Raw genomic sequence first — 16,252 nt, forward strand, 5'->3', positions numbered from 1 at the left:
TTGCACCGCAATCGAAGCGCCGGCCGCGTTCTTCAACAAGGGCAAGTTGGTTCACATACATGAACGACGAGGTGAAGAGCGCGGTACGCGTACTGGAGATCCTGGAGCTCCTCGCCCGGGCGCGCAAACCCGTATCGCTGAAGGACGTGGCCTATGAGCTGGGCTACCCGAAGAGCAGCGCGCTGGGGCTGATGCGCACGCTGGTCGGGCGCGGCTACGCCTCGCGCACCGAGGATGACCTCTATGTGCTGAACGAGGCCTGCCGCAACGGGCCGGGATGGATCAACGGCCCGGAAGCCGGGCTGGTGGCGCATGCGGGGCCGATCATTAGCCGGCTGCGCAACAGGGTCGGCGAGACCATCATGCTCGGCGTGCTGAACCACGAATGCCGGCTGCGCACGGTGGTCAAATGCACCGGCACGCGAGAGCTCAACTACGACACGCCGTTCTCCGGCGGCCTGCCCTCCTATTGCTCGGCGATGGGGCGGGTGCTGCTGGCGGGGCGCGAGCGGCGGGAGGTGGATCACTATCTCGCCCATGAGCGACTGGTGAAGTACACCCGCTTCACCGTCGTCGACCGGCTGACGATCCGCCGGCGCATCGACCAGGCCGCGCATGAGGGCTTCGCCATCTCCGACCAGGAGATGGACCTCGGCTCGACCGGCATCGCCGCGCCGGTGTGCGACGCCGCCGGCCGGGTGATCGCCGCGCTCGACATCGCGGCGATCTCGAGCCGCTATCTGGAGCGGCGCGAAGAGATGATCGACGAAGTAAGCGAACACGCCGCGCAGCTCAGTGCCCTGATGCGCGAGGACGGTTAGGGCTAAGGACGATTAGGCGCGCGCACGCGCATTGCGCGGGTGCAAGCGATGCGCCGGAAGCGGCGCTCCTTTCGATGCCGCGAGGCGGCTTTTGGCCCGCGCCGGAGGCTGCAGGCGCCCTTCTGGAGGCAAATCGCCGAAGGAATCGATACCCGCCCAGCGGGCCGGCATCGCGCCCAAAGATTAGCCGTCCTTTGATTAGATAACATCCAGAGATTGCAGATGAATCTGTTGCTGGGCGCAGTATCGCACTGATAACGTCCTGTGAGCTAGTCATACTAATGATAGACACACCGGATCGGACCCGGGCGGATTTCGCCGCAGTCCGGGCGGTGCCCGGGCCGGCGGGCGTCGAAGGCTCGAACGCCCGAGAGGACATGACCTGACGGTCGCCATCCAGAGGGGAGTTTGCACCGATGCCGAACTGCGCCGAAGCACGGACCAGCCGACCTGTGTCGAAGATGGGCGGCGCTCTCGCGCTGGTCGCGGCCGCCGCAGTGCTGGCCTGCACGCTCGGCCCGTCGCCGGCGCGCGCCGCGGACCAGGTCCGCCTCGCGCTGCCGTGGCTGGTCAGCGGCAAGAACGCCGCCTTCTTCGTCGGGCAGGCCAAGGGCTTCTACGCCGACGAGGGGCTCGACGTGACGATCTCGCGCGGCAGCGGCTCGGGCGACACCATCAAGCGCATCGCCGCCGGCGAATCCACCTTCGGCCTCGCCGACTCGGCCGCCATCCTCGCCGCCCAGGCCAATGACGGCTCGCCGGTGAAGATCGTCGCCATGATGTCCGGCAAGTCGTCGGTGGCGATCCTCTACGTCACGGAATCGGGCATCAAGACGCCCGCCGACCTCAAGGGCCGGAAGATCGGCCGCTCCGCCGCCGGCGCCTCGGTCAACATGTTCCCGGCCTTCCTGAAGGCCAACAATCTCGACCGCACCAGCTTCGAGGAGGTGGTGACGGCACCGGCGACCTTCCTGCCGCTGCTGCTGTCCCGGCAGGTCGACGCGGTGCTCGACCAGAGCTCCTATCTCGTGCGCTACCGCAAGGGCGCGGCCAAGGAAGGGCTCCACATCGACGCCTTCGGCTTCGGCGACTACGGCGTGCAGGTCTATGGCAATGCGCTGATCGCCAGCGACGAACTCATCAAGTCGAACCCGGACCTCATCCGGCGCTTCGTGCGGGCCTCGATCAAGGCCACCGAATGGTCGTTCGCCCACATGCCCGAGGCGGTCGAGATCCTGCGCAAGTCCAACCCGCAGATCGAGACCGACGTCGGCGAGGCGGAGCTGCTCGACGAGAAGGACTCGGCGATGACGCCGGAGGAGGCCAAGCACGGCCTCGGCTATGTCGACGCCGACCGCATGACGCAGATGCAGAAGGACCTGGTGGACCTCATCGGCCTGAAGAAGGTCCTGCCGCTCGACCAGATCTACACGCTCGACTTCCTGCCCAAGAAGAGCTGACCGCGAGCTCACCGCCACACGGGGCCCGGACCCACGATCCGGTCCCCGCCCGGCCGGGCGCAAGCCCGCGCCGGCGCGCCCGCCGGCCCGTTCCGGCGCCGGCCACCAGAGGAGTCGCCCGAGCGTGAGCACCGCGAAACGGCAGATGAAGCTCGGGGCGTTCTTCCACCCGACGGGCCATCACATCGCCGCCTGGCACCATCCCGGCGCCCAGATCGACGCCGGCACCAACTTCGCCCATTACGTCGAGATGACGCGGATGGCGGAGGCGGCGAAGTTCGACCTCGTCTTCCTCGCCGATGCGGTGGCGACCCGCGACGGGGACCTCGAGGGCCTGTCGCGCTGGCCGCAATATATGTGCTTCTTCGACCCGGTCGTGCTGCTGTCCGGCCTCGCCGCCGCGACCAGCCGGATCGGCCTCGTCGCCACCGCGACCACGAGCTACAACGAGCCCTACAACCTCGCGCGCAAATACGCCTCGCTCGACCATCTGAGCGGCGGGCGCGCCGGCTGGAACGTGGTGACGTCGGGCAACGTCAGCGAGGCCTACAATTTCGGCCGCGAGGCCCATTACGGCCATGGCGAGCGCTACCAGCGCGCCTCCGAGTTCGTCGACGTCGTGAAGGGGCTGTGGGACAGCTATGACGACGACGCCTTCGTCCGCGACCGTGCCTCCGGGCGCTACCTGCTGCCCGAGAAGCTCCATTTCCTCGGCCACCATGGCGAACACTTCGCGGTGCGCGGCCCGCTGAACATCGCCCGCCCGCCGCAGGGCTACCCGGTGCTGTTCCAGGCGAGCGCGTCGGATGTCGGCAAGGACCTCGCGGCGCGGATCGCCGAGGTGCTGTTCACGCCGCTGCACGATCTCGAGCGGGCGCAGGCCTTCTACCGGGATATGAAGGCGCACGCGGCGACGTTCGGGCGTTCGGCCGACGACCTTCTGGTGATGCCGGGCCTCAACGTCGTCGTCGGCACGAGCCGGAAGGAAGCCGAGGAGAAGCTCGACTTCCTCAACAGGTCGATCCATCCGGCGGTCGGCAAGGAGCTGCTCTCGAACGCGCTGGGCGGCATCGACCTTTCCGACGTCGACGTCGACAAGCCGCTGCCCGATCACATCATCCCGGCCGAGCAGCGCCGCACCAACCCGCGCTATGCCTACCTCTTCAAGGAAGAGCTGACGGTGCGCCAGATGTACCAGCGCTACGGCGCCGCCCGTGGCCAGCGCACCGTGCTCGGAACGCCGACGGAGATTGCCGACCAGATGGAGCGCTGGTTCGTCGAGCGCGGCGTGGACGGTTTCCTGGTGCAGCCCCCGGTGCTGCCGCTCGGCCTGCGCGAATTCATCGAGATGGTGGTGCCGGAATTGCAGGAGCGGGGCCTGTTCCGGACGGACTACACCGGCACGACGCTGCGCGAGCATCTGGGGCTGCGCCGTCCTGCGGGAAATCCATGCGGTTCACTGAATGCGGCGCCATCGCGGGCCGCAACGTCGCGTGCGCGCACTGCGCGCCGATGCCGAAGCAGAAAGGATGATGGATGACGATGGCCCTGCCGATGAGGCGATCGTCCGCGCGGGCGGCAGAGCCGGCGCCGGCGCCGTCCGCGGATGATCCCATTCTCCAGTTCCGCAATTTGTCGATGGACTATACCGGCCGCTCCGGCCGGGTAACCCGCGCCCTCGACGGCATCGACGCCAGCGTCGGCCGCGACGAGTTCGTCACCCTGCTCGGTCCCAGCGGCTGCGGCAAGAGCACCCTGATGAAGATCGCGGCAAGCGTGGTGCGCGCGACCGGCGGCGAGGTGCTGTTCGAGGGCCGCCCGCTGGCGAAGCCGACCTCGCGCATCGGCATGGTCTTCCAGCAGCCGATCCTGATGCCGTGGCGCAGCGTGCTCGACAACGTGCTGTTCCCGATCGAGATGATGGGGCGCTCGCCGCGCAAGCATGCCGAGCAGGCGCGCGAGCTCCTGGAGCTGGTCGGGCTCAAGGGCTTCGAGAGCGCCATGCCGAGCGAGCTTTCCGGCGGCATGCAGCAACGCGTCGCGATCTGCCGGGCGCTCATCTACGATCCCGTGCTGCTGATGATGGACGAGCCCTTCGCCGCGCTCGACGCCATGACCCGCGAAGATCTCGGCATCGAGCTGCTGCGCATCTGGAGCGAGCGGCGCAAGACGGTGCTGTTCGTCACGCACAGCATCCAGGAGGGCATCCTCCTCGCCGACCGCGTGCTGGTGATGACCGCCCGCCCCGGGCGCATCGCCGCGTCCATCCCGATCACGCTGCCGCGCCCCCGCGGCATGGACATGGTGTCAACCGATGAATACGGCCGCTACGCTCAGCAAATCCGCTCCATCATCGCCGGAGCCGGCCACTGACCGTCCCGTCCCCTCGCGGGTGATGCGCTTCGTGCGCGAGAACGCCGCCGCGGTGCTCGTCTTCGCGGTGCTGATCGCGGTGTGGGAGCTCTCCTGTGAGTGGGGCGACGTGCCGACCTGGCTGCTGCCCTCGCCGAGCCGCATCCTCGTCGAACTGTGGGGCGCGCGGGCTATATTGCCGCTCCACCTCTACACCACGACCGTCGAGGTGCTGCTCGGCTTCTGCCTGAGCGTGGTGGTCGGCGTGCCGCTGTCGATCCTGATCGTGCTGTCGCCGCTGGCACGCAAGGTGGTCTATCCGATCCTCGTCGTGCTGCAGTCGGTGCCGAAGGTGGCGCTGGCGCCGATCCTGCTCATCTGGATCGGCTACGGCACAGAATCGAAGGTGCTGATCGCTTCGGTGACGGCGTTCTTCCCGATCGTCATCAACACCTCGGCCGGCATGGCGGCGGTGCCGCGCGAGCTGCTCGAGCTCAGCCGCTCGCTCGACTCGCCCAACCTCAAGGTGTTCTGGAAGGTCCGGCTGCCCTTCGCCATGCCCTACCTGTTCAGCGGCATGAAGGTGGCCATGGCGCTGGCGCTGATCGGCGCCGTGGTCGGCGAGTTCGTCGGCTCGGACCGGGGGCTCGGCTACCTGATCCTGACCTTCTCCAGCACGATGAACACCGCCCTCGTCTTCGGGGCGATAACGCTGCTGGCGATCCTCGGCATCTGCCTGTTCTATCTCGTCAGCGGCGCCGAGCGCCTTTTCTGCCCGTGGTATGTCGGCAATGACGAGGGCCGGCTCTAGAGGGCCCTCGACGCGGCACGGCGCGCACCGCACTCAATGGCGATCCGCGCCGATAGGATGTCCGGCCGGGCCTATTTCGGCAGGGCGTAGGCGATCACCTCGTCGCCGATCGGCGTCTCCATGAAGTGGTGGCCGCCGGTCATGATGACGACGTATTGCCGGCCGTTGGCCTCATAGGTCATGGGCGTCGCCTGCCCGCCCGCCGGCAGCTTGTCCTCCCACACCGTCTTGCCGGTCTCGATGTCGATCGCCCGGATCAGGTCGTCGGTGGCGGCGGCGATGAAGATCAGGCCGCCGGCGGTGACGAGCGCGCCGCCATTGTTGGGCGTGCCGATGTTCACCGGCAGCATGGAGGGTATGCCGAACGGCCCGTTGTTGAGCGCCTGGCCGAGGGGACGGTCCCACAGCGTCTTGCCCGACTTCAGGTCGAAGGCCTGGATGCCTCCATAGGGGGGCTGCTTGCACAGCAGGCCGGTGAAGGGCAGGCGCCATCCGGCATTGACGTTGATGGCGTAGGGCACACCCGCCTGCGGGTCGCCGGCGCCCTCGGCGCCGCTGCCGAGATCGCCGCCGCTCGCCTCGCCACGCGGCTTCCAGCCCAGCTTGTCCGCCTCCGCGCGCGGCACCAGCCGGTTGTAGTTCGGCATGTCGTTGTAGTTGGCGATGACGATGCCACGCTTGGGGTCGACCGCCACGCCGCCCCAGTCCGAGCCGCCATTGTAGCCGGGATACTCCACCGAATGGGTGTCGCTGGTCGGCGGCGTGTAGAAGCCCTTGTAGGACGCCTCGCGGAACTGGATGCGGCAGGCCATCTGGTCGATCGGCGACATCCCCCACATCGAGGCCTCGGTCAGGTCGGGCTTGCGCAGCGTGTGGTAGAGCGAGAAGGGCTGGGTGGGCGAGCGCTGGTCCGGCTCCACCCCGCCCTGCGCCACCGGCCGCTCCTCGACGCCGGTCAGCGGCTTTCCGGTGCGGCGGTCGAGGATGTAGATGTCGCCCTTCTTGCTGGGCAGCACCAGCGCCGGCACCGAGCCTTTCGCCGTCGGGTAGTCGACCAGCGTCGCCTGCGAGCCGAGGTCGTAGTCCCACACGTCCTTGTGCACGGTCTGGAACGACCAGACCGGCTTGCCGGTGGTCACGTCGATCGCGGTGAGCGAGGAGCTGTAGGCGTTCTCGGCGTCCGAGCGGCTGCCGCTCCAGTAGTCGTCGGCCGAATTGCCGAGCGGCAGGTAGACATAGCCGAGCGCCTCGTCGCCGGTCGCGGTGGTCCACATGTTGGGCGTGCCGCGGGTGTAGATCTTGCCCTCCGGCGGCGGATTGGGCAGGTCCGGCTGGGTCATGTCCCAACCCCAGCGCTGCGCACCGGTGACCGCGTCGAAGCCCTTGATCACGCCCGACGGGGCGTCGCGCTTCTGGCCGTCGAGGATCTGGTGCCCGATCACGATCACGCCGCGCACGATGGTGGGCGCGGAGGTCATCGACACCATGCCGGGCACGATGCTGCCCATGTTCTGGGAGGTCGAGACCTGCCCGTCCTCGCCGAAGTCGGCGCAGGGCTTGCCGGTGCGCGCGTCGACCGCGATCAGGCGCGCGTCGAGCGTGCCCTCGATGATGCGCGTGGCGCAGGCGGCGTCCGCGCTGGCGCCGGGCACCACGTAATAGGCCACGCCGCGGCAGGCCGCCGTGTAGGGAATGGCCTGGTCCGGCACGCCGGGATCGTAGCGCCAGCGCTGCTCGCCGGTCGCCGCGTCATAGGCGATCATGATGTTCTTCGGCGTGCAGACATAGAGCAGCCCGCCGACCTTGAGCGGCGTGTTCTCGGCGCCGTACTTGCCGGCGGCGAAGTCGGATTGCGGCATGTCGCCGGTATGGACCAGCCAGGCCCGCTTCAGCTCGCCGACATTGCCGGCGTTGATCTGGTCGAGCGGCGAGTAGCGCCGGGCGCTGTAGGTGCCGCCATAGGCGGGCCAGTTCTCGCCCACCTTCTGCAGCGAGGGCTCGCCCATGCCGGCCTCGGTGGCGCCGGGAACCGGGCTCTTCAGGAATGGCGGGGCACTGTAGGCGATGGCGGCGCCGACCCCGACCGCGATCACCAGCACGCAAGCGATCGCGCCCCAGGCGGTGCGCCAGCCATAGGTGTAGGGCCGCATCGCCGGCAGCGCGGCGAGCACGAAGACGAGCAGCACCAGCGGCGCCACGGTCCGCGGCACGAGGGCCCAGCCATTGGCGCCGACCTCCCAGAAGGCCCAGGCGATTGTCGCCAGGAAGACGATCACATAGAGCCAGACGCCGAGGCTTCGTCGCATCGCAATGAGCACACCCGACACCAGGAGACCGGCTCCGGCGAGGGCGTAATAGGGTGAGCCGCCGAGGCTGATCAGCCAGACGCCACCCACCAGAAGGGTGATACCGATCAGCGCAAGGACAACGCCAAGGATGCGAGTCGCCCACACCGATGCGGTGTGGACGTGATGGATGTCTGACATGGTCATTCCGCGTTCTTCTCGGGGGACAGTGCGGGTGAAACCGGCCCCGGGCGCGGATGGTTCCCGATTTTATGGCCGTCTCCGGCACAAAAAGACTACTTCCCTACCGTCAGTTTCGCGGTCTGGCACACCCCTGACGCATCGTCATTAACGCATTGAAACTACGCGATTTCCGGCCTTCGACACGCCGGCCGGGGGGCGCGCGCCTATTGCGGCGGCGGCGTCATGATGGGCGCGACGCCCGGCCCGACGGCGAACTCGTCGCTGACGAAGCCGATCACCGCGAGAATGAGCAGCATGACGACGAGGACGATGAGAAGACCGCGCATCCCATAGGCGCGGTGGCCGAAGAATCCTCCCCCGCCGAGCAGGAGGAGGATGAGGATCACGATCAGAAGGGTCTGCATAGCGCTCTCCCCGATAGCCTTTCCCAGTCGGGCCCTGTGCCGACTGGGCCCTGTCCCGGAACCATCACGGCAATGCGCCGCGCCGGCTCCCGGTTCCCGGCCCTCGGTTCCCCCGGGTCGCGGGCTGCGGTTCGCGCTTCGCGCTTCGCGCTAGCGGATGCAGCTTATGGCGGCGGAGAAGGACTGGGCCTTCTCGGCAAGATCCGCCGATTTGAGCGTCTCGCCGGGCGCGCCGGCCGTGTAGCCGACGCCCTTCGCCTCGAGGAAGCTGACGGCGATCGCCGTCTTGATGGCGAAGTTGATGTTCTGCGGGATGTCGTCGGTCACGGCGGCGACGGCGACGGCGTTGATCTTCGACACCACCACGCCGACCACGTTGCCGGCCTCGTCGAGCAGCGGCCCGCCGCTGTTTCCGGGCTGCACCGGGGCCGAAATCTGCAGGCGCCGCGTATCGTCGCCCATGCCGGCGGTCGCGGTCACCGTGCCCTTGGTGAAATTGCCCGAGCTCGCCAGCAGGCCGCTGAGCGGATAGCCGAACACGGCGACGTCCTCACCGAGCCGCACGCCGCTGCGCAGCTTCGCGACGGCGCGCGAGCGCGCGCTGGTGCGCACCAGCGCCAGATCGTTGGTCTCGTCGCGCCCGAGCACTGTGCCCGGCGCCCCCTCGCCGCCGACGGCGACCGTCACGTTGGTGCAGCCCCTGACCACATGCGCGTTGGTCAGCAACTCGTCGGCGGCGACGAAGAAGCCGGAGCCGGTAGTCTCCTCGCTCGCGTCGGGGTCCTCTGGGGCCGCGTGCGCGATGGTCGGCTCGGCGCGCCGGTCCGGGGCCAGCGCGACCTCCGCGAGAGGTTCGGGCGGCGACCGGTGCTGGCCGAGCTCGTTCTCGGCGCGGAACAGGTCCGACATCACGGTCGACAGGCGCTCGCCATGGACGGGCGAATCCGACGGCCAGATCAGGGTGAAGCCGACGACGCCTCCCGGCGTCTCCTCGAAGCGCGTGTACTGGGACATCTGGCCGAGATGCGAGCTGATGACGAAGAAGTCCGGCTTCACCACCGAATAGTCGATGACGTGCTGCTTCAGCGCGCCGATGAGGACCTGATAGCCGAAGATGGCCGAGACGCGCGGGAGGTAGGAGAAGGAGACCGACACGTCGTCCCGCGCCGAGCTGAAGGAGAGGCCGCCATCGGTGCGGGCGACGAGTGGGGCGAGGCCGCTCGGCACCCAGAGCGCGGCGCGGGTGCCGGGATGCGTCACCCGTTCGAGCGACCACGTGCGCAGCAGCGGCGAGGCGGCCTGCCGCAGCGCCTCGTAGTCCCCGTCGCCGACAATGCCGCTCGCCACCCGCCCGACGTCGCGCTGGAAGGAGCGGATCGCCGCCAACAGCTTCGGCCCGAAGCCGTCGCCGGCCACGGCGGGCCAGTATCCGGTCACGGCGAGGAGAACCTGGATGTCCTGCCGCTTCTTCAGCGGCATGGCGAGGAAGGCCGCGCGGGCCTCCTTCAGGGTCGTGGAGGCGGGTGCCTGGGTCGCCGGCGCCTGGGTCGCGGCGGTTGGGCTCTCCCCGCCCGGCGCATCGCCATAGCCGATCTCCTTCATGAAGCGGCGCAGCCCCTCGGGAAAGGACAGCTTGCGGCGGCTGGCGGCCGGGCAATCCTTCAGCGCGACCAACACGGCGCAGGTCTCAAGGCCGAAATCCGAGTTCCGATCGTAGAGCGGCAGCATGCGCTCCCAGGCTTCACCGCCCTCGCCGATCCGGGTCCTGGCCGCGACCCATGCGGCGAGGAAGCCGTTGGCGTGCCACTGGTCGGGCTCCAGCTTCGCGTAGAACTCCATCCACCGCACGTCCTGCACCAGACGGTGGCGGAAGGCGGGGCGCATCGTCACCTCGTCGAGCTCGGTGCCGTCGAGCCGGTCGATAAGGATCGGCTGCATCGATCCGGCATAGGAATCGAAGGCGTAGAGGAAGCGCTCGTCGCCGCGGACGATCTCCGCCGCGCCGTCGCCGTCCACGTCCTCGAAGTCCAGCCCGCCGCCGTCGCGCGTACCGAGATCAACGAAACGCCAGTCGCCTGCGCGCGAGCGGGTGAGCGCGATCGAGGTCGTGCAGCAATGCGCGCCGCCGGAGAAGGCGTCGAACACGATCTCGGGCGTGGCGTTGGACCGGTCGAGCTCGACCAGCGTCAGGGAGGATTCGTAGTCGACCGCCTCCGGGAAGGCGTGGCGCAGGTCGAACGCCACCCCGCCAGCGTCGCGGCCGACGAGATGCGCGGTCCATCCCTCCGGCGCGCGCTCGCGGGTGAGGGTGACGCTGAGGCCGTCCATCCTCGCCGTGCCGGGCGTGTCCCTGGTGACCGTCGCGCGCGCCTGCTGCACCTCGGAGGCGCGCCAGACGGTCTGCATGTAGCCCGAGCCCTTCGACAGCAGCGCGTCGGCCGGCAGGGGCGGCCAGTCGACCTGCCGGCGGATCGCCTCAAGCGTGCCCGCGCGCGGCTCCAGCGTGACGGCGTACCAGCCGTTCTTCGCCTTCACCACCCGCGCCTTGTCGCCATAGGCGCGCGCGATGGCGATGGCGGCATCGATGTCGCCGGTGCTGGCGAGCGTGACCCAGTGCGTGCCGGGAGGCGGCACGAAGCTTTCGGCGGCGGCGATGGCGGGGCCGAGCGGGGCCGTCGCCGCGACGAGCAGCAGGACCGGAAGACGACGCGCCATGCCACCTTGCCCCCTCTCTGGAACCGGCAGCATACCGCCCGGGAAGGCCCTCGCAATCCCGGGCATTGGGGGTATCTCAGAGCTACGGCGCACCGGCGCGCGGCCCGCCGTGCCGCGGGCCGGCCGGATGCGGCGTCACTCGAAGGGCGCGAACTGCTCGGCGCGCCATTTCAGCGCCGCGGAAAGCCCCTCGCTGCGGCGGATGGTGTCGAAGGTCTCGGCCTCGGGCGAGCCGACCGCGTCCATGCTGGCGCAGATCTCGGCGCCGTATTCGATCGCGTTGCGCAGGCCCATGATCTCGAAGCTCTGGTTGATGGCCCGCTTGTTCGCCTTCAGGCACTCCATCGACACGCGCGACATGCGCAACGCGATCTTGCGAACCTCGGCGGCGACGTCGGCCTTGGGGAACACCTTGTCGACGAGGCCGAGGCGGAACGCCTCCTCGGCGTCGATGGTGTCGCCGGAATAGATCAGCGCGCGCGAGCGCTGGCCGAGCAGCCACGGCATGATCATGGTGGCGATGCCGGCCGAGAAGCGCGCCTCGATGGCCGCGAACTTCGAGACGTCCGAGCAGTAGCGCATGTCGCAGCACATCGCGAATTCGAGCGCGCCGGCGAAGCAGAAGCCGTCCACCATGGCGATGACGGGCTTGGAGCAGTCCCACACCGAATAGGTGAAGGTGATGTCCTTGTGCATGCGCGCGCGCCAGTCGGCCAGCGAGCGCTTGGGCAGCTCGGCGGATTCCTTGATGTCGTAGCCGGAGGAGAACGCCTTGCCGCCCGCGCCGGTGATGATCGCCACCCGCACCTCCGGGTCGGCGTCGACCTCCTTCATCACGGCGATGATCTCGTCGACCAGCGGCTGGCTCAGCGCGTTGTGGCGGTCGGGGCGGTTGAGCGTGATCGTGGCAACGCGGTCTTCGACGTCGTAGATGAGATGCTGGTAGGTCATGATCACGCCTTCCCGGTGTGGGTTTCGAACAGCACGTCGACGCCGGCCACGCCATCGGGGCCGACGATGAGCGGATTGATCTCGATGGCGGCGAAGCGGTCGGCCAGCGCCGCGCCGACCTCCGACAGGCGCGCGATGGCGCGGGCGGCGGCGTCGAAGTCGAACGGCCCCTTGCCGCGCACGCCGCGCAACAGCGTGCCGGCGACGGTCTCGTCCAGCATCCGGCGCGCCATCTCCTCGTCGACCGGGCCCATGCGCAGGCTCGACTGCGCGGTGACCTCGACCAGCACCCCGCCGGGGCCGGCAAGGGTGAAGCTGCCGAAGCCGGGCTCGTTGCGGATGCCGAGGATCAGCTCGACGCCAGGGCTCGCCATCGCCTGCACCACCACCATCGCGTCAGGCCCCGCCCCGTTGGCGGCGAGGATCGCCGACAGCTCGGCGAAGGCCGCGCGCACGCCCGCCTCGTCGCCGAGGCCGAGCTTGACGAGGCCGAGCTCGGTCTTGTGCGGCAGCGAGGGCGCGATGCCCTTCAGCACGACCGGGTAGCCATAGGCGCCCGCCAGCGCGACCGCCTGGTCGGCGTCGGCGGCCTTTCCGGCCCGCACCATCGGCACGCCGGCCTCGCGCAGGAAGGCGAAGCGGGAGGGCTCGTCCTCGGGCAGCGGCGGCAGGGCGGGCGCCGGCGCGATCTCCCGCGCCAGCGGGGTGCGCAGCGCCCTGATGGCGGCGAGCGCGGGGCGCATGCCGGACAGATAGGCGATGCCGGCGGTGTCGAGCACCGCGCGCACCTCGGCGTTCACGCCGGTGCCCGAGGTGTTGTTGATGAAGCAGAACCGCTTGTCGGTGGGGATCGAGCCGCAGATCTCGCCCATGATGATGGCGTAGGGCACGTCGCCCCCGCCCTGGCCCGGCGCATCGACCGAGACGGCGACGATGCCGACGCTCGGGTCGGCGGCCAGCGCCTCCATCTGCAGCCGGAAGCGCTCGGCGTTGAAGCCGAGACCCCAGGCGTCGAGCGGGTTGCCGATGCGCGAATAGGGCGGGAAGGCCGGGCGCAGCGCCGCCAGCGTCTCGGGCGCCAGCGGCGGATAGGGAAGGCCCATGTCGTGGCCGAGATCGGCGAACAGCGCCGCCTCGCCCCCCGACAGCGTGACGACCACCGTGTTCGGGGTCGGCGGCGGCGCCGGGTTGGCCGCCAGCAGCGTCGCGGTCTCCAGCATCTCGTCGAGATCGTGCACGCGGATGATGCCGAGCGCGGCGAAATAGGCGTCGTAGAGCTTGTCGTCGCCGGCGAGGCCGCCGGTGTGGGCCTGCACCGCGACGCGCCCGCCCTCGCTGCTGCCGAGCTTGACGGCGATGACCCGCTTGCCGGCCGCGGCGGCGGCACGGGCGGCGGCGGCGAAGCGCTCCGGCTCGCGGATGGTCTCCACGAACAGCATGATCACCGACACGCGGGGATCGGCGGCGACGCTCGCCAGATAGTCGGCGACGCCGACCACCGCCTCGTTGCCGGCAGTGATGACATAGGCGAGGCCGAGCTTGCGTTCGTCCTCGCTGAGGATGATGGCGACCGAGCCGCTCTGCGAGATCACCGCCACCGGGCCGGGGCGGATCGGCGTCATGTAGCGCGGCGTCCAGATCGCGGCACGGTCGTGCACGTTGACGAGGCCGATATTGTTGGGGCCGGAGATCGCGATCCCCTCGGCGCGCGCCACCGCCTCGATGCGCTGCTGCAGCGCCACGCCGTCGGCGTCGCCGTCGGCATAGCCGTTGGCGTTCAGGAACAGCGCCTTGATGCCGAGCTTCGCCGCCTCCTCGACCAGATCGGGCCCCGCCGTCGCCGGCACGGCGAGGAAGGCCGCGTCCGGCGGCTCCGGCAGCTCGGAGAGCGAGGGGTAGCAGGGAAGCCCGAGTATCTCCTCATAGCGCGGGTTGACCGGCAGGATCCGGCCCTCATAGCCCATGACCTGCAGGTTCTTGACCACGCGGGTGCCGGTGGCTTCCTCGCGCTGCGAGGCGCCGACCACGGCGATGGAGCGTGGGCTCAGCAGGCGTTCGATGGCACTCACAGGACTTTCCCTCCATCCGCGACGGACGGGGCGTCCGTGAAGATCTGATTGCGTTCGACCCAGGTCTCCAGGAACTGCGCCAGCCGCTCGCTGCCGGGGTTGCGGAACAGCGTCTGCGGCGGCCCCTGCTCGACGATGGCGCCGTGATCGATGAAGATCACGCGGTCGGCGACCTGCGCCGCGAAGCCCATCTCGTGGGTCACGACGACCATGGTCAGCCCGTCGTCGGCGAGCCGCTTGATGACCTGGAGCACCTCGCCCACCAGCTCGGGGTCGAGCGCGGAGGTCGGCTCGTCGAACAGGATCAGTTCGGGGTCGATCGCCAGCGCCCGGGCGATGCCCACGCGCTGCTGCTGGCCGCCGGAAAGCTGGTTCGGGTAGGCGTCGAGCTTGGCGGCGAGACCGACGCGGTCCAGCACCTGGCGGGCCTTGGCCTCGGCCTCGGCGCGCGGCTTGCGCTGCACCACGACGAGCGGCTGGGCGACGTTCTCCAGCACCGAGAGGTGCGGCCACAGATTGAACTGCTGGAACACCATCGAGATGCCGCGGCGCACCCGCGCCACGTTCTCGCGGCTGTCGGGCACGCGCCGGCCCTTGAGGTCCTCGCGATAGCCGAGCAGGCGACCGCCCACCCGCACCTCGCCCTCGGCGAAGTCCTCGAGGAAGTTCACGCAGCGCAGCAGCGTGCTCTTGCCGGAACCGGAGGGGCCGATGATGCACAGCACCTCGGAGCGGTTCACTTCCATCGAGACGTTGTGCAGCACCTGGTGGGCGCCGTACCACTTCGACAGGTTGCGGACGACGACCAGCGGCTCGCGGTCCGGGGCGGCGGAGGTTGGGGTGGTCATGCCGATGTCTCCAGATACCGTGCGGCCCGGATCTCGGCGCGGCGTCCCAGCGAGGCGGTAAGCTCGACCAGGACCCAGTAGCCGACCGACAGGGCGAGATAGGGCTCGACGAAGGCGAAGGTGTCGAGGGTCAGTCCGGTCACCTGGAAGGTGAGCTCGGGCACGGTGATGATGGACAGGATCGCCGTGTCCTTGAGCACGAAGATCGCGATGTTCACCAGCGGCGGCAGCACCAGCACCAGCATCTGCGGCACCACGATGTGGCGCAGGGTCTGGCTGCGCGAATAGCCGAAGGCGCGGGCGGCGCCGATCTGCCCCGGCGGGATCGCCTCGAGGCCGGCGCAGACGATCTCCGTGCAGTAGGCCCCGCCATAGAGGCCGAGGCCGATGATGCCCGCCGGCAGCGCGTCGAGCGTGATGCCGATGGAGGGGCCGGCATAGTAGAGCACGAAGAGCTGCACCAGCAGCGGCGTGCCGCGGAAGAACTCGACATAGGCGCGCACCAGCGCCTTGGTCGGCCGCCGCCCCGCCGCAAGCAGGAAGCCGAGCGGGGCGCCGACCGCCATCGCCAGCACGCAGCCCGCCAGCCAGATCTCGACGGTGAGCAGGAAGCCGCTCAGCAGGCTCGGCCAGGCGTCGGTGAAGATGCTGAAATCGATCACAGCCGGAACTCCGGCCGGCTGCGCCGCAACCTGCCCACCGAACGGTGGCTGAAATGGGCGAGCGTCAGGTTGATGGCGAGGTAGATGAAGGCGATGGCCGGGTACCACAGCAGCGGCTGCACATCGCGGGCGACGATGTTCTGCGCCACCCGGGTCATGTCCGCCACCCCGACGACGGAGACCAGCGAGGACGCCTTCAGGATGGCGATCATCTCGTTGACCATCATCGGCATGGCGGCGCGGATCGCCTGCGGCAGCAGGATGTGGCGCCAGCTCTGGTAGCGGGAATAGGAGAAGGCGAGCGCCGCCTCCCTCTGCCCGGCCGGGATGATGAGGAAGCCACCGCGCAGGTTCTCGGCCTGGTAGGCCGCCGTGCACACGCCGAGCCCCAGCGCCGCCGCCGCGAAGGACGGCAGCTCAAGCCCGACGAAGGGCAGCAGGTAGTAGATCAGCAGCAGCAGCACCAGCAGCGGCACGCCGCGGAAGAAGCTCACATAGAAATGCCCGAGGAAGCGGGCGATGCGGCTTCCCGACATGTTCGCCGCGCAGACCGGCAGCGCGATGGCAAAGCCGATGGCGATCGCGCACAGCGAGATCGCCACGGTGACGCCGGCGCCGGTCGCGATGAGGCGCAGCCCGGTCAGATAGGCGGAGTGGTCCAAGATCAGCC

13 protein-coding genes are annotated in these 16,252 nt (G+C 69.3%); 5 read left to right on the plus strand and 8 right to left on the minus strand.

The genetic code is table 11. The features are described 5' to 3' along the window. Positions 1 to 59 precede the first annotated feature (59 nt). From NVS83_RS07090 to NVS83_RS07110, 5 genes are all read left to right on the plus strand, one after another. Positions 60 to 821 (plus strand): IclR family transcriptional regulator, encoded by a 762-nt coding sequence (locus NVS83_RS07090; RefSeq protein ID WP_258738706.1) that lies wholly within the window; start codon positions 60 to 62, stop codon positions 819 to 821. A 461-nt stretch (positions 822 to 1,282) separates the two neighbouring features. Then, the gene (locus NVS83_RS07095) at positions 1,283 to 2,281 is read left to right on the plus strand and encodes an ABC transporter substrate-binding protein (protein ID WP_258738707.1); all 999 of its coding nucleotides are present in this window, start codon (positions 1,283 to 1,285) and stop codon (positions 2,279 to 2,281) included. A 124-nt stretch (positions 2,282 to 2,405) separates the two neighbouring features. Further along, the gene (locus NVS83_RS07100) at positions 2,406 to 3,821 is read left to right on the plus strand and encodes an LLM class flavin-dependent oxidoreductase (protein WP_258738708.1); all 1,416 of its coding nucleotides are present in this window, start codon (positions 2,406 to 2,408) and stop codon (positions 3,819 to 3,821) included. A gap of 98 nt (positions 3,822 to 3,919) precedes the next feature. Beyond that, positions 3,920 to 4,654, plus strand: a complete 735-nt coding sequence (locus NVS83_RS07105) for an ABC transporter ATP-binding protein (RefSeq protein ID WP_258738709.1) — start codon at positions 3,920 to 3,922, stop codon at positions 4,652 to 4,654. Further along, complete coding sequence (locus tag NVS83_RS07110; RefSeq protein WP_258738710.1) at positions 4,596 to 5,444, plus strand: ABC transporter permease; 849 nt, start codon at positions 4,596 to 4,598, stop codon at positions 5,442 to 5,444. Before NVS83_RS07105 ends, NVS83_RS07110 begins: the two co-directional genes overlap by 59 nt. Before the next feature lie 71 nt (positions 5,445 to 5,515). Here NVS83_RS07110 and NVS83_RS07115 read toward each other — a convergent pair whose 3' ends face one another. From NVS83_RS07115 to NVS83_RS07150, 8 genes are all read right to left on the minus strand, one after another. Beyond that, a complete protein-coding gene (locus NVS83_RS07115) occupies positions 5,516 to 7,936 on the minus strand; it encodes a membrane-bound PQQ-dependent dehydrogenase, glucose/quinate/shikimate family (protein ID WP_258738711.1) in 2,421 nt (806 codons plus the stop codon). A gap of 200 nt (positions 7,937 to 8,136) precedes the next feature. Beyond that, complete coding sequence (locus NVS83_RS07120) at positions 8,137 to 8,337, minus strand: DUF3309 family protein (protein WP_258738712.1); 201 nt, start codon at positions 8,335 to 8,337, stop codon at positions 8,137 to 8,139. Positions 8,338 to 8,487: 150 nt separating this feature from the next. Beyond that, positions 8,488 to 11,052, minus strand: a complete 2,565-nt coding sequence (locus NVS83_RS07125; protein ID WP_258738713.1) for a trypsin-like peptidase domain-containing protein — start codon at positions 11,050 to 11,052, stop codon at positions 8,488 to 8,490. Between the two features lie 135 nt (positions 11,053 to 11,187). After that, entirely contained in the window at positions 11,188 to 12,003 is an 816-nt protein-coding gene (locus NVS83_RS07130; RefSeq protein ID WP_258731820.1) for an enoyl-CoA hydratase/isomerase family protein, read from the minus strand. Positions 12,004 to 12,005: 2 nt separating this feature from the next. Then, positions 12,006 to 14,072, minus strand: a complete 2,067-nt coding sequence (locus tag NVS83_RS07135; RefSeq protein WP_258738714.1) for an acetate--CoA ligase family protein — start codon at positions 14,070 to 14,072, stop codon at positions 12,006 to 12,008. Then, on the minus strand, positions 14,069 to 14,920 hold the full coding sequence (locus NVS83_RS07140) for an amino acid ABC transporter ATP-binding protein (protein ID WP_309486176.1): 852 nt from the start codon (positions 14,918 to 14,920) through the stop codon (positions 14,069 to 14,071). The genes NVS83_RS07135 and NVS83_RS07140 overlap by 4 nt, the downstream gene beginning before the upstream one ends. After that, complete coding sequence (locus NVS83_RS07145; protein WP_258738715.1) at positions 14,917 to 15,582, minus strand: amino acid ABC transporter permease; 666 nt, start codon at positions 15,580 to 15,582, stop codon at positions 14,917 to 14,919. Before NVS83_RS07145 ends, NVS83_RS07140 begins: the two co-directional genes overlap by 4 nt. Continuing rightward, positions 15,579 to 16,244: an amino acid ABC transporter permease gene (locus tag NVS83_RS07150; protein ID WP_258738716.1), complete on the minus strand. Its 666-nt coding sequence runs from the start codon at positions 16,242 to 16,244 to the stop codon at positions 15,579 to 15,581. The genes NVS83_RS07145 and NVS83_RS07150 overlap by 4 nt, the downstream gene beginning before the upstream one ends. Between the last annotated feature and the right edge of the window lie 8 nt (positions 16,245 to 16,252).

Origin of the sequence: Ancylobacter mangrovi, assembly GCF_024752335.1 — a bacterium.
Taxonomy (GTDB): domain Bacteria; phylum Pseudomonadota; class Alphaproteobacteria; order Rhizobiales; family Xanthobacteraceae; genus Ancylobacter; species Ancylobacter mangrovi.

Bases quoted from the DNA above. Each gene is read 5' to 3' on its own strand.
- NVS83_RS07090 (WP_258738706.1), top strand. From the start codon at position 60: ATGAACGACGAGGTGAAGAGCGCGGTACGCGTACTGGAGATCCTGGAG.
- NVS83_RS07095 (WP_258738707.1), top strand. From the start codon at position 1,283: ATGGGCGGCGCTCTCGCGCTGGTCGCGGCCGCCGCAGTGCTGGCCTGC.
- NVS83_RS07105 (WP_258738709.1), top strand. From the start codon at position 3,920: ATGGACTATACCGGCCGCTCCGGCCGGGTAACCCGCGCCCTCGACGGC.
- NVS83_RS07110 (WP_258738710.1), top strand. From the start codon at position 4,596: ATGAATACGGCCGCTACGCTCAGCAAATCCGCTCCATCATCGCCGGAG.
- NVS83_RS07115 (WP_258738711.1), bottom strand. From the start codon at position 7,936: ATGACCATGTCAGACATCCATCACGTCCACACCGCATCGGTGTGGGCG.
- NVS83_RS07120 (WP_258738712.1), bottom strand. From the start codon at position 8,337: ATGCAGACCCTTCTGATCGTGATCCTCATCCTCCTCCTGCTCGGCGGG.
- NVS83_RS07125 (WP_258738713.1), bottom strand. From the start codon at position 11,052: ATGGCGCGTCGTCTTCCGGTCCTGCTGCTCGTCGCGGCGACGGCCCCG.
- NVS83_RS07130 (WP_258731820.1), bottom strand. From the start codon at position 12,003: ATGACCTACCAGCATCTCATCTACGACGTCGAAGACCGCGTTGCCACG.
- NVS83_RS07140 (WP_309486176.1), bottom strand. From the start codon at position 14,920: ATGACCACCCCAACCTCCGCCGCCCCGGACCGCGAGCCGCTGGTCGTC.